8 protein-coding genes are annotated in these 12,821 nt (G+C 68.3%); 3 read left to right on the top strand and 5 right to left on the bottom strand.

Translation table 11 applies throughout. The annotated features are described in order from the left end of the window. Nucleotides 1-55: 55 nt before the first annotated feature. On the bottom strand, nucleotides 56-1,918 hold the full coding sequence (locus tag ABEA07_RS27560; RefSeq protein ID WP_345541920.1) for a TolB family protein: 1,863 nt from the start codon (nucleotides 1,916-1,918) through the stop codon (nucleotides 56-58). 238 nt (nucleotides 1,919-2,156) lie between these two features. Between ABEA07_RS27560 and ABEA07_RS27555 the strand changes: the two genes are divergently transcribed. Next, complete coding sequence (locus ABEA07_RS27555) at nucleotides 2,157-2,516, top strand: response regulator (RefSeq protein ID WP_345541918.1); 360 nt, start codon at nucleotides 2,157-2,159, stop codon at nucleotides 2,514-2,516. 7 nt (nucleotides 2,517-2,523) lie between these two features. Here the strand turns inward: ABEA07_RS27555 and ABEA07_RS27550 are convergent, their stop codons facing one another. Together ABEA07_RS27550 and ABEA07_RS27545 are read right to left on the bottom strand one after the other, a co-directional pair. Then, nucleotides 2,524-4,722, bottom strand: a complete 2,199-nt coding sequence (locus ABEA07_RS27550) for a response regulator (RefSeq protein ID WP_345541917.1) — start codon at nucleotides 4,720-4,722, stop codon at nucleotides 2,524-2,526. Beyond that, nucleotides 4,707-9,647 carry a HAMP domain-containing protein gene (locus ABEA07_RS27545; protein WP_345541915.1) on the bottom strand — a complete coding sequence of 1,647 codons (4,941 nt, stop codon included), beginning with the start codon at nucleotides 9,645-9,647 and terminating at the stop codon, nucleotides 4,707-4,709. Before ABEA07_RS27545 ends, ABEA07_RS27550 begins: the two co-directional genes overlap by 16 nt. A 256-nt stretch (nucleotides 9,648-9,903) precedes the next feature. Between ABEA07_RS27545 and ABEA07_RS27540 the strand changes: the two genes are divergently transcribed. Continuing rightward, nucleotides 9,904-10,830 (top strand): class I SAM-dependent methyltransferase, encoded by a 927-nt coding sequence (locus ABEA07_RS27540; protein ID WP_345541913.1) that lies wholly within the window; start codon nucleotides 9,904-9,906, stop codon nucleotides 10,828-10,830. A 60-nt stretch (nucleotides 10,831-10,890) separates the two neighbouring features. On the opposite strand, the gene ABEA07_RS27535 is transcribed toward ABEA07_RS27540, so the two are convergent. Beyond that, the gene (locus ABEA07_RS27535) at nucleotides 10,891-11,340 is read right to left on the bottom strand and encodes an acyl-CoA thioesterase (protein WP_345541912.1); all 450 of its coding nucleotides are present in this window, start codon (nucleotides 11,338-11,340) and stop codon (nucleotides 10,891-10,893) included. Nucleotides 11,341-11,386: 46 nt separating this feature from the next. Then, on the bottom strand, nucleotides 11,387-12,304 hold the full coding sequence (locus tag ABEA07_RS27530; protein ID WP_345541911.1) for a LysR family transcriptional regulator: 918 nt from the start codon (nucleotides 12,302-12,304) through the stop codon (nucleotides 11,387-11,389). Between the two features lie 319 nt (nucleotides 12,305-12,623). Between ABEA07_RS27530 and ABEA07_RS27525 the strand changes: the two genes are divergently transcribed. Then, nucleotides 12,624-12,755, top strand: a complete 132-nt coding sequence (locus ABEA07_RS27525; RefSeq protein ID WP_345541910.1) for an RHS repeat domain-containing protein — start codon at nucleotides 12,624-12,626, stop codon at nucleotides 12,753-12,755. Nucleotides 12,756-12,821: the final 66 nt, after the last annotated feature.

Raw genomic sequence — 12,821 nt, 5'->3', positions numbered from 1 at the left:
TCGCCGACGCAGCACGGCGCCCACCGTCCATCCCCGAGATGGGCGCCACATGGACCTACTGCGGGTACACGCGCGTGACCAGCACCTGGCTCGTCGACCCCTGGGAGATCGAGACCGACCGGCCTTGCGTCGTGACCAGGGTGGCAGGCAGCTGCGTCTGCCACGAGGACGCCAGGTTCGGGTTGTCGCGCATTTGGAAGTAGGCCCTGTTCTCCGCGTCAAGGAACATCACGCTGGCTTGGCTGCTCGTGCGCGCGATCGCCACGCGGCTGTCCTTGGACAGGGTCGTGCCCACCGGGGCGGGCACCGTCACCCAGCCACTCCAGTTGCCCTGGGGGTCGCGCAGAACCTGCTGCATCTGCCCGGTGCCATCGGCCGTCGTGGTGATGGCCAGCACGTTCGTGTATCCGTCGTTCGAGGAAGCCATGGCCAGCGCGGCTGGGTTCATCGTGCGGGAGGTCCCGGGCACCACGACATAGGATGAATCCCAACTGCCGTTCGGCGAACGCTCGACGTAGTACACGCTGCCCGTCGCGCTTGCAAGCACCTGCGCTTTGCCCGGCGACGTGGACGAGCTCCCGTTGATGGCGATGGCCACGTCATTCGTCCCGTCCCATGGCTTCCCTGTGACCGGGAGTGTATCGAAGCCAGACCAATTCCCTTTGGGGTACTGAATGGCGTGGTACACCCGATTGTTGGCTGCGTCTGTCATGACCGCCTGGAAGCTGCCGTCGTTGGCCGCCGCGACGGCGATCTTGTTGGCCTGGATGCCCGCGACATCGCCTTTCGCGCCCGGCACGACACCGTAGGAACCCCACTTGGGCGCCCCGGACGCGTCGTTCTTCAGCGCACTGGCGTAGACGCGCTTGTCCGGACCGATGGCCATGGCCAGTGCCAGCACGCCGCCGGCCGCTGCGGGGTTGGGCGACACGGCAATGACGCACTGCTCCGCATAGAAGTCCGCATAGCCGCCGAGCACCCCACCGCCGCCTTGCGGTGTGGTCGCGTGGCAGTTCTTCGGCACGCGGGCCCAGTCGGCATCGACCGTCGCGACGGGCCAGCTGAACGTGACGGGAGTGCCGGCCCGCGCGCGGGTCGTCAACGCCATGTTCGTCCCGAACCCGCCGGTCAACAAGGTGCCATCCGGAGAAAGGGCTGTCCGGGACCGCGCGGCGTTCTGTTGGATGGTGCGACTGCTCGTTCCGCTGTATTCCTTCAGCAAGAACGGCGAGGCTGAGCCGCTGCCATAAAGAATGGATGCACCGTCCGGAGCCCATGATGGCTTGTACGTGACGGCGTCCAGGGTGACCGGGTACGGGTTGGAGACCGTGTCGTACCAGAGGTTGCCATTGCCATCGGAATACGCGAAGGCGTCGGTCGTCGGAGACCAGGCAAGGTCGGAAAATTTGAGACCGTTGCGCAGTTCACGCACGTAGCTCTTGTCTGTGCCGTCGTTGTTCATGGTCCAAAGCGAGGTCCCCCACTGGTTGGGGGCCGCCGCCACGACGTAGGCCAGCCGGGATCCGTCGGGCAACCATGTGGCTGCAATCACGTTCAAACCGCTGGTCAGTTGAGCCACATCGGAGCCATCGATGTTCATGACAAAGACGCTCTTGGTCCCGCTTCCCACCAGAAAGGCGATCTTCTTGCCGTTCGGCGAGACCCTGGGCGAAGTGCCCTGGGCCAGCGTGCTGATGCCGGTGCCGCCGGGCTGAACCCTGGCAATGGTGGCGGGCGATGTGCTCACCGACGTGAACACGATGGGGCCGTTCTCGCCCGGATAGGTGGCGTGGGCCGGGAGGGTCGGGCCCACCGCAGCCAGGGTTGCGAGCACCGGGCCCAGGCGCTGCAGCGTTCGCGCAGCTTTGCGCGGCTGCGCCTTGGAAAGGGGACTGACCGAAGAACCGACTTTCGACATGAAACCTCCTCGAAAAAGCATCCCAGGAGGAAATCAAGCCCATCGCGTCAGCGCCGTAACCGCCTCGCTCCCGTTGCCGGGCCGGATTCTGGGCTCACGCAGGCTTAAAAAAAACCGGTCTTTTGTCGCGCGATTCTTCGCGCGACGACACGAATCGCGACGCCGGACGGCGCCTCCTCCTACCCCGTCCGCCGGCCGCTTTGCACATACTTCGATGCTTGCCTGAAGGAACCTCGCCGTGAACGTGCTCATCGTCGACGACAACAAGGCCGCGGCCGATCTGTTGCGCGAGCTGCTGGCGCTGGAAGACCACACCGTCCATTGCAGCTATTGCGCGCAGGACGCACTGGACGCCGCGTCCGCCACCGACTTCGATGCCGCCCTGGTGGACCTGGTGCTGCCCGACTTCTCGGGCGCCGAGCTGGCACGCCGGCTGCGGGCGGCGACCGGCGGGCGGCCGATGCTGCTGATCGCCGTCTCGGGCCTGGGCCTCGAAGACGCCGGCGATGCCGCGGCGCCCGGCCTGTTCGACCACCACCTGCAAAAGCCCATCGACTTCGAGGCGCTGGACCGCATGCTGGCGTCCGCGGTCCGCTGAGGACCGCTCAGGCGGTGGCGCTGGCGGCGCCGTTGCTGTTGCTGCGCCCTGCACCCTTGATCGCCCACTGGCGGATGCAGGCCAGCAGGGCCTGCGCATCGGCCGGCTTGACGAAGTGGTGGTCGAAGCCGGCGTCGAAGGCGCTCTGGCGATCCTCGCGCTGCCCGTAGCCGGTCAGGGCGATCAGCAGCAGCCCCCGGCCTTCGGGCGTCTTGCGCATGCGGCGTGCCACTTCGTAGCCGTCGATCACCGGCAGACCGATGTCGAGCAGCACCACCTCGGGCCGGTGCGCGGCCAGCGCCGCCAGCGCGGCCTTGCCGTCCGCCGCGGTGCGCACCGAATGTCCCTCCAGTTCCAGCACCGTGGCGAGGCCCGCCGCCGCGTCGTGGTTGTCGTCCACCACCAGCACGCGCAGCGCTTGCGGCCGCGAGCCCGATGATGCCGCGGCTGGCTCTGGTCCCGGCTCGGCCGGACCGGCGGTGGCGGGCAGCTGCAACCTGAACTCGGAGCCAAGGTTGTGGCCTTCGCTGAAGGCCTCGATCCGCCCGCCGTGCATCTCGGTCAGGCGCCGCGCCAGCGTCAGCCCCACGCCCAGCCCGCCCTGGACCCGGTCCAGGCCGCGCTCCCCCTGCTCGAACAGGTCGAAGATGCGCGGCAGCAGCGCGGCGTCGATGCCGATGCCCTGGTCGCGCACGTAGACCATGATGCCCTCCGGGGCGACGCTGCAGGCCAGCGCGATGTCGGTCTCCTCCGGGCTGTATTTCGCGGCGTTGTGCAGCAGGTTGCAGATCACCTGCGTGAGCCGCGCGGCGTCGCCCGCCAGCCAGACGGGGTGCCGGGGCAGGGTCACGGCCAGGCGCTGGCGGCGGCTGTCGATGAAGGGCTGCACCGTCTCCACGCTGTGTGCGATCACCGTGCAAAGGTCCACCGTCTCCCGCTTCAGCACCACCTTGCCCTGGCTGATGCGGGCGACGTCCAGCAGCTCCTCGATCAGCCGGGTCAGCTGCCGCAGTTGCCGCTCCGCGATGTCCAGCGCCCAGCTCACCTTGGGATGCGGTGCGGCCACGCGGCGGATCACCTCCACGGCCGTGTGGATGGGGGCCAGCGGGTTGCGCAGCTCGTGCGACATCATGGCCAGGAACTCGTCCTTGCGCCGGCTGGCGCGCTGCAGCTCCTCCTGTGCGGACTGCAGCCCGCGGTAGAGGCGCGCGTTCTCGAAGGCTGCCGCGGCACGCGCGGCCAGTTCGTCGACCAGGCCCGGGTCGGGGTCCGGGCCTTCTGCCGCCTCCGTGACGAGAACCGCACCCAGCGCGCGCTCGCCGCGCAGGAGCGGCACGGCCTCGCCGGTGCGCAAGGGCGGCGGGGCCACCGGTCCGGCGGCGAAGGCGGCCGCGAGCGCGGCCAGCGGCTGCGGCGCGAGGCGCACGCGCCGGCGGCCTTCCACCGCCTCGCGCAGCGTCGCGCGCACGTCGGAGGGCAGGGCCGCTTCCGAGGCGGCGACCAGCCTCGGCCGGGCCTCGCCCGGGCACTGGATCGCCGTGCGCAGCCGACCGGCACCGAGCTCGGGATCGCTGGCCATCACGACCGCCAGGGGCGCCAGCCGCGGCACCAGCAGGGCCGCGAGCTGTTCCATCGCGATCTCGATGTCCAGCGAGCTGCCGAGCGCGCGGCTGGCATCCGCCAGGAAGGCCGAGCGCCGGTCGTTCTCCTCGGCCACGCGGCGTGCCGCCTGCGCCGCCATCATCTCGGCGCGCGCATCCGCCTGCCGCCTCACCTGCCGTTGCATCAGGAAGAGCGAGACGAACACCGACACCTTGCTGCGCAGGATTTCCGGCACGACCGGCGACAGGATGTAGTCCACCGCGCCCAGCGAGTAGCCGCGCGCCGCCTGGATCTCGTCGGCGTAGGAGGTGATGAAGATGATCGGCGTGTGCGCGCAGCGCCGGTGCTGGCGGATCAGCGTGGCGGTCTCGAAGCCGTCGATGCCGGGCATGTTGACGTCCAGCAGGATCACCGCGAAGTCGCGCTGCAGGATCTCGCGCAGCGCGTCGGTGCCGGAGCGCACCAGCACCAGCTCCTGCCCCAGCTCCTCGAGCACGGTCTTGAACACCAGCAGCTTTTCGGGCAGGTCGTCCACCACCAGGATGCTGGCTTTCTCCACCACGGCCAGGTCCGGCCCGTCCTCGCTGTCTAGCGGCACAGCCACCCCCGCAGCACGGCCAGCAGGTGGGCCGTGTCCACCGGCTTGGACAGGTAGTCCCAGGCGCCGGCCTCGATGCACTTCTCGCGGTCACCCTTCATGGCCTTGGCCGTCACCGCCACCAGCGGCAGCGCCTTGCCGCGCGGCAGGCGGCGCAGCTCGCGCATGGTCTGCATGCCGTCCATCTCCGGCATCATGATGTCCATCAGGACGATGTCGATGTCCGGGTCCTGCTGCACCAGGCGGATCGCATCGCGCCCGTTCTCCGCGGACACGATCGCCATGCCTTGCGCGTCCAGCACCGCGGCGAGCGCGAAGATGTTGCGCATGTCGTCGTCCACGATCAGCACCTTGCGGCCGGCGAGCGAAGCTCCGGCCTGGTGCACTGCCTCCACCGCCTGCCGCTCGGCCTCGGACAGGCGCTGCGCCGGGCGGTGCAGCATGAAGGCGGTGGCATCGATCAACCGTTCCGGCGATTCCGCCACGCGCAGGGCTGGGCTGCCGGCGCCGCGCTCCCAGCCCGGAACGGGCCGGCCGGATACGGGCTGGAACAGCAGAACCGGCAGCGGCCGGATGGCCTCGCGGCGGTCTTCTTCCATCCACTCGGCCACGTCCTGGCGGCGCAGGCCGGCCACGCCGCCGTCGGTGACCAGGCCGTCGAGCGCCTGCAGGCGCAGGGCCTCGCGTGCGGCCTCCGCGCTCTCCGCCAGCACCACCTCGACCTCGGCGCCCGCGAGGGCGGCCAGGTAACGGTCGCGCACGGGCGAGGGCGGCATCGCCACCAGCAAGCGGCGCGCCGGTGCCTCGACGTAGCGGCGCAGCGGGACCAGCGCCAGGTCGACCTCGTCGATGGACTGCAGCGGCTTGGCCAGGAAGCCGATCGCGCCGGAGTCCAGCGCGCGTTCGCGCGCGTCGTCGGTCGAGACCACGCACACCGGGATGTGCCGCGTCGCCAGGTCGGCCTTCAGCCGGTCGAGGATGCGCCAGCCTTCCATGTCGGGCAGGAAGATGTCCAGCGTGATCAGCGCCGGATGATGGTCGTGCGCCAGCGCCAGGGCCGCCGCGCCGCTGGTGGCCACCAGTCCCTTGAAGCCGCCGCGGCGCGCCGCCTGCAGCAGCATCTTCGCGAAGGCCAGGTCGTTCTCCACCACCAGAAGCACCTTCTCGCCGGCCAGGATGTTGTCGCGGTCGTCCTCGGCGACGTTCAGCCCGGCGGGCAGCTCGGCCACGCCGTCGGCGTCCAGATGGGCGGGCGCCGGGAGGGAGGCCGGCACGGGCGGCGTCGCGGCCGGCGTGCGCCTCGGCGGCGTGCGGGCCTCGGCCCGGCCCTCGGTCGGACGGCGGCCGAGACGCGCGCTGCGCGTGGCGCTTTGCGGCAGGTACAGCGTGAAGGTGCTGCCTTCCCCGGGCGCGCTGGCCAGGCGGATCTCGCCGCCCAGCAGCCGTGCCAGCTCGCGGCTGATCGCCAGGCCCAGCCCGGTACCGCCGTACTTGCGCGAGGTGGAGCCGTCGGCCTGCTGGAAGGCCTCGAACACGATCTGCTGCTTGTCGGGCGAGATGCCGATGCCGGTGTCCGAGACCGAGAAGGCGATCACCCGGCTGGCGCGCTCGAGGCTCTCGTTGTCGGGCGACCAGCCGCTGTCCACCTCGGCGATGGTCAGCGCCACCGAGCCCTGGTGCGTGAACTTGAAGGCGTTGGACAGCAGGTTCTTGATGATCTGCTGCAGCCGCTTCACGTCGGTGGCGATGGTCTCCGGCAGCAGCGCGCTGGCGCGGATGTCGAAGTCCACGTGCTTGGCCTCCGCCACGTGGCGGAAGCTGCGCTCCACCGAACGCTGCAGGTCGTCCAGCCGCAGCTCGGACAGCTCCACCGCCACCGTGCCCGACTCGATCTTCGACAGGTCCAGGATGTCGTTGATCAGCATCAGCAGGTCATTGCCCGACAGGTGGATGGTCTTGGCGAACTCCACCTGCCTGGCGGTCAGATTGCCCTCGTTGTTCTTGCACAGCTGGTCCGACAGGATCAGCAGGCTGTTGAGCGGCGTGCGCAGCTCGTGCGACATGTTGGCCAGGAACTCGGACTTGTACTTGGAGGTGAGCGCGAGCTGCTCCGCCTTTTCCTCCAGCGCCTGGCGCGCCTGCTCCACTTCCTGGTTCTTGCGCTCGACTTCCTGGTTCTGGTGCACCAGCAGGCGTGCCTTTTCCTGGAGCGCCTCGTTGGTCTGCTGCAGCTCCTGCTGGCGGCTCTGCAGCTCCTCGGCCAGCGACTGGGACTGCTTGAGCAGGTCTTCCGTGCGCATGTTGGCCGAGATGGTGTTGATGACGATGCCGATCGATTCGGTCAGCTGGTCCAGAAAGGCCTGATGCGTCGGATTGAAGCGCTCCAGCGAGGCGAGCTCCAGCACCGCGCGCAGTTCGCCTTCGAACACCACCGGCAGCACGATCACGTCCATGGCCGCGCCCTCGGACAGGCCGGTGGCGATGCGGAAGGTGGTGCTGGGCACGTTGGTCAGCAGGATCTTCGTCTTCTCCACCGCGCACTGGCCGACCAGGCCCTGCCCCAGCGCGATCTCCTTGCCGTGCACGTGCTGGCCGCCCGAGGCATAGCTGGCGAAGAGCTTGAGCCGCGGCGCGCCGCCGGTGGGTGTCAGCAGGTAGAACTCCGCCTGCTGCGCACCGACCACCGGCGCCAGCTCCGACAGGATCAGCTGCCCGACGGCCAGCAGGTCCTTCTGCCCCTGCAGCATGCGGCTGAACTTGGCGAGGTTGGTCTTGAGCCAGTCCTGTTCCGTGTTCTTCTGCGTCGTGTCCTTCAGGTTGCGGATCATCTCGTTGATCGTGTCCTTCAGGGCCGCCACCTCGCCGCGCGCCTCGACCGTGATGGAACGGGTCAGGTCACCCTGCGTCACCGCGGTGGCCACCTCCGCGATCGCGCGCACCTGCGTCGTGAGGTTGGCGGCGAGCTGGTTCACGTTTTCGGTCAGGTCCTTCCAGGTGCCGGCCGCGCCCGGCACCTTGGCCTGGCCGCCGAGCTTGCCTTCCACGCCCACCTCGCGGGCCACCGTCGTCACCTGGTCGGCGAAAGTGGCGAGCGTGTCGGTCATGCTGTTGATGGTGTCGGCCAGCGCGGCGATCTCGCCCTTGGCCTCCACCGTCAGCTTCTGCTGCAGATCGCCCGTCGCCACCGCCGTCACCACCTTGGCGATGCCGCGCACCTGGCCGGTCAGGTTGCCGGCCATGGAGTTGACGTTGTCGGTCAGATCCTTCCAGGTGCCCGAGACGTCGCGCACCTGCGCCTGGCCGCCCAGCCGGCCCTCCGTGCCTACCTCGCGCGCCACGCGCGTGACTTCGGCCGCGAAGGAAGAAAGCTGGTCCACCATGGTGTTGATGGTGGCCTTGAGCTCCAGGATCTCGCCCTTCACGTCCACCGTGATCTTCTTGGACAGGTCGCCGCGGGCCACGGCGGTCGTCACGTCTGCGATGTTGCGCACCTGGCTGGTCAGGTTGGAAGCCATCAGGTTCACCGAGTCCGTCAGGTCGGCCCAGGTGCCGGCCACGCCCTGCACGTCGGCCTGGCCGCCGAGCTTGCCCTCGGTGCCCACCTCGCGTGCCACCCGCGTCACCTCGGCGGCGAAGGAGCGCAACTGGTCCACCATGGTGTTGATGGTGTTCTTCAGTTCGGAGATCTCGCCCTTCACATCCACCGTGATCTTCTTGGACAGGTCGCCGGCCGCCACCGCGGTCGTCACCTCGGCGATGTTGCGCACCTGCGAGGTCAGGTTGCCGGCCATGAAGTTGACCGACTCCGTCAGGTCCTTCCAGGTACCGGCCACGCCCTGCACGTCGGCCTGGCCGCCCAGCTTGCCCTCGGTGCCCACCTCGCGCGCCACGCGCGTCACCTCGGCGGCGAAGGAGCGCAGCTGGTCCACCATGGTGTTGACCGTGTTCTTCAGCTCCAGGATCTCGCCCTTCACGTCCACCGTGATCTTCTTGGAGAGGTCGCCCGCCGCCACCGCCTTGGTCACGTCGGCGATGTTGCGCACCTGCGCGGTCAGGTTGCCGGCCATGGAGTTGACCGAGTCCGTCAGGTCCTTCCAGGTGCCGGAGACGCCTTCCACCCGCGCCTGCCCGCCCAGCGAGCCTTCGGTGCCCACCTCGCGTGCCACCCGCGTCACCTCGGACGCGAAGGAGCGCAGCTGGTCCACCATGGTGTTGATGGTGTTCTTCAGCGTGAGGAACTCGCCCTTCACATCCACGTCGATCTTCTTCGACAGATCGCCCTTGGCCACGGCGGTCGTCACGTCGGCGATGTTGCGCACCTGGTCGGTCAGGTTGCCGGCCATGGAGTTGACCGAGTCGGTCAGGTCCTTCCAGGTGCCGGCCACGCCCTTCACCTTGGCCTGCCCGCCGAGCTTGCCCTCGGTGCCCACCTCGCGCGCCACCCGCGTCACCTCGGCCGAGAAGTTGCCCAGCTGCTCCACCATCTTGTTGATGGTCTTGGCGGTACGCAGAAACTCGCCTTCCAGCGGCCGTCCGTCCACGTCCAGCGCCATGCTCTTGGAAAGGTCGCCCTGGGCCACGGCGCCGATCACGCGCGCCACCTCGGTGGTCGGATGCACCAGGTCGTCGATCAGCGCGTTGACGCATTCGACCGATTCGCCCCAGAAACCGCGCGCCTCGCCCAAAGCCGCCCGCTCCCGGAGCTTGCCTTCCCTGCCCACCACCTGGCGCAGCCGCACCAGCTCGGCCGCCAGCATGGCGTTCTGCTCGACCAAGTCGTTGAAGACGTCGGCCACCTTGCCCGACAGGCCGGTCCAGTGCAGCGGCAGGCGCACCCGGGCGTCCCCCTTGCGCAGGCGCGTGAGGGCTTCCAGCAGGATGGCCATTTCCTCGAGCGACCCGGTCGCAATGGATTTGTCCAGGACGTTCATCTCTTCGCCTCCGGTGTTGTCGGGATAGGCTCGCTGCAGAAGCGTCGAGCCAGAGCTCGCCGGGGGAGTGTATCGACCGCGGTCCCGACGCCGCGTAAGACGAAACGCACAGGGCGGTTCTCCAGTGGCCTGCCGTTGGCAAGGCCTGTCGGGATGCGCCGGCGCGGTCACCGGGACTCGCGATCCTCGATGGCTGGATATCGATATCACAACTGCGTATGGAGCGTTCCCTTTTTGCTCGTGACACAAGTGAAGGATGTGGGGCTCTTCCCATGTCCTTCTCGATCATGTCGATCACTTCGAAAGGATTCGAATGCACCTGTTGTCACGCCTATCCGTCAATGTGTTGCGATCCCCAGCTGGCACGCCCAGGGCCCGCCACTACGGCACGGACCCCTGGGACGAGCGAACGGGCGAACCCGCCCCGACGCTGTGGCAGGTCGTGCCGTACTGGCGCTCGGAGGGGCTGCTTCCGTCGCCTGCCGACCTGAATGCGATCGAGGGCTTGCCGCCCGATGCCACGGTGATGGAGTTCGGTGCTGGCATCGGCGATGTGCTGCCGGTGCTGCAGGGGGTGCTGACGCGCGGCCGCGTGATCGTGGTGGACCAGAGTGCGGAAGTCATTCGCCATCTGCGCAGCGAATTCGGCGGCGTGTTCCACTTCGCGCGGGGTCGACGGCCTCGCGACGCCGGCCAGGCCGCGGCCAGCGTGGACTACGTGCGCGCCAGACGCGTCGTGCCTTATCTGAACGAGGAAGAGTTGGCGCAGTTCTTCGAGGACACGGCCGATCTGCTCAAGCCCAAGGGCGCGCTGTTCGTCACGGCGTACCACCTGTCCCAGACCGAGGTGCCGATGTTCCGCAGGCATTCTCTCGAGGACATCGTCGACCAGGCCGCCACAGCAGGGTTCGAAACGGACCGGATCGAGGTGGCCTTCATCCGCCCGGGCCATTCGCACGAACCGCTGCAAGTGCTCGAACTTGGGCCAAAAGGCCTCGCATCGGACTGCCTGCCTGAGTATGACGCGCTGATCCGTCAGCACAGGGCGAACAGCGATGCGGGCGACATCGAGGTCGAAATGCGCTTTCGCTTCACGCGCCGCATCGATGCCGGCGACTCCCTTTCTCGCGCTGCCTGGGTATGCCTGCAGACACGCGGCACGTCGTTGGCCGATGAGCTGTGAGCCCGCCGTGGCCCGCCTGGCGCAGGATCGCACGCCGGCGGCGGCGAAAAGCGAGCCGCCTCAGGCGGTGCCGGCAGCCGCGCGCGAGGCTTCCAGGTGCGCCTTGGCCTGTGCGGCCAGTGCCTTCGCCTCGTCGGTTCCGGGCATATAGGGTGCCACCGGCAGCGGCCGGCCGTGCGAGTCGACCGAAACGAAGACGATCAGGCACTCGGCCGTCTTCTGCATCTCGCCACCCTTCATGTCGCCGCTGCGCACCTCGACGGCGATGTTCATGCTGCTGTTGCCCGTGTAGGCCAGCTTGGCCTCCACCTCGACCAGGTCGCCGATCATGATCGGGTGGTGGAAGCGGATGCTGCCGATGAACACCGTCACGCAGTAGCGCTTGGACCAACTGGTCGCGCAGGCATAGCCGGCCTCGTCGATCCATTTCATGACGGTGCCGCCGTGCACCTTGCCGCCGAAGTTGACGGTGCTGGGTTCGGCGAGGAAGCGCAGGGTGATGGTGCTCATGGGAGGGCCTCGTGGGACATGCGATCGGTGGAAAAATGCCCGCGGATTATGCGGCGCGTCCGGCCGCCTTCGCCCCCGAGAAAAGATCCGCCACCGTACGCCGCAGCCAGGCATTGCCCGGGTCGGCATGGAAGCGCTCGTGCCAGTGCTGCTTGACTGCGTAGGGTGGCAGTGTGAAGGGCGGGTCCAGCAGCTTCACCGGCTCCTGCGTGGCCAGCACCTCGCCGAGGATGCGCGGCACGATCACGATCAGCTCGGTGTGCGCCACGATGCGCGCCACGCTCAGGAAGCTGGACAGCGCCACCACCACGTCGCGCTTCAGTCCCAGGCGGGCGATGGTCTTGTCGACGATCGCATGGCCGGTCCCGGACGAGGAGATCACCGCATGCGCCTCGGCCTCGAAACGCTTGCGCGTGAGCCGGTCGCCGATGCGCGGGTGCGTCTGCGCGACCAGGCAGACGAAGTTCTGCATGAACAGCGTCTGCTGATAGAAGCCTGCATCGAGCTGAGGCATGAAGCCGACCGCGAGGTCCACCTCGCCGTCCGCCAGGCGGCGGCCGCTGTCGGTGGAGATGATCTCGGTCTCCAGGTGCACGCCCGTCGCCGTGCGCCGCAGGTGGTCGATCAGGCCGGGCAGCAGCACCACCTCGCTGATGTCCGTCATGCAGATGCGGAAGTTGCGCTGCGCCCGCGCCGGGTCGAAGCTGCTGCGGCTGCCGCGGGCCTGCTCGATCTGCGCGAGCGCCTCGCGCACGTGGGGCAGGATGCGTTGCGCGTAGGGCGTTGGCTGCATGCCCTGTGCGGTGCGGGCGAACAGGCGGTCGTCGAAATGCGCGCGCAGCTTGTTCAGCATGGTGCTGGCCGCGGCCTGCGCCAGGCCCAGCCGCTCGGCGGCACGGGAGACGCTGCCGGTCTTGTAGATCTCGTCGAAAACGCAGAGCCATTCGAGATCGAGCTTGGCCATGGGGCGGGGGAGTCCTTGGGGATGCGGGACCCCATTATCAAAAATCGAGACAGGCGAGGGAGTCCGAGGGAGTGACTGCTGCGGCGAGATTGGCGCGACAAAAAGCGAGATTCCTTCGGCGAGGTTTGGACTACAGTCCGCGCCACGTCGAAAAACAGGGACCCCCTTGAGAAACAAAAACTCGGCTGAGTCGCCAGCGCACGCATCGAGATCGCACGCATCGATGCCATTGCATCGCCGTCTTCCGGCGCGCATGTGGAGCCGCACAGTCCTTGCCGCTTGCCTTTGCACCGCAGTGCTCGCCGCCCATGCCGGCTCGGTGAACTTCACGTATGACGCGCTGGGCCGATTGGCCAGCACCGTCTACACCGGCGGCGCTTCCACCACCACGATCACCTACAGCTACGACGCTGCAGGCAATCGAAGCTCGGTGGTGACCACCACGCCTTAGCAGACCGGCTGGTCTTGCTCTCGCTGCTGCACGCGCGGTGCGTGCAGCCAGTTCTCCAACAAAAAC

This window comes from Variovorax defluvii, from assembly GCF_039541515.1.
Classification (GTDB): domain Bacteria; phylum Pseudomonadota; class Gammaproteobacteria; order Burkholderiales; family Burkholderiaceae_C; genus Variovorax; species Variovorax defluvii.
The sequence above is the reverse complement of the archived record's forward strand: the minus strand, read 5'-3'. Positions and strand labels throughout refer to the sequence as shown.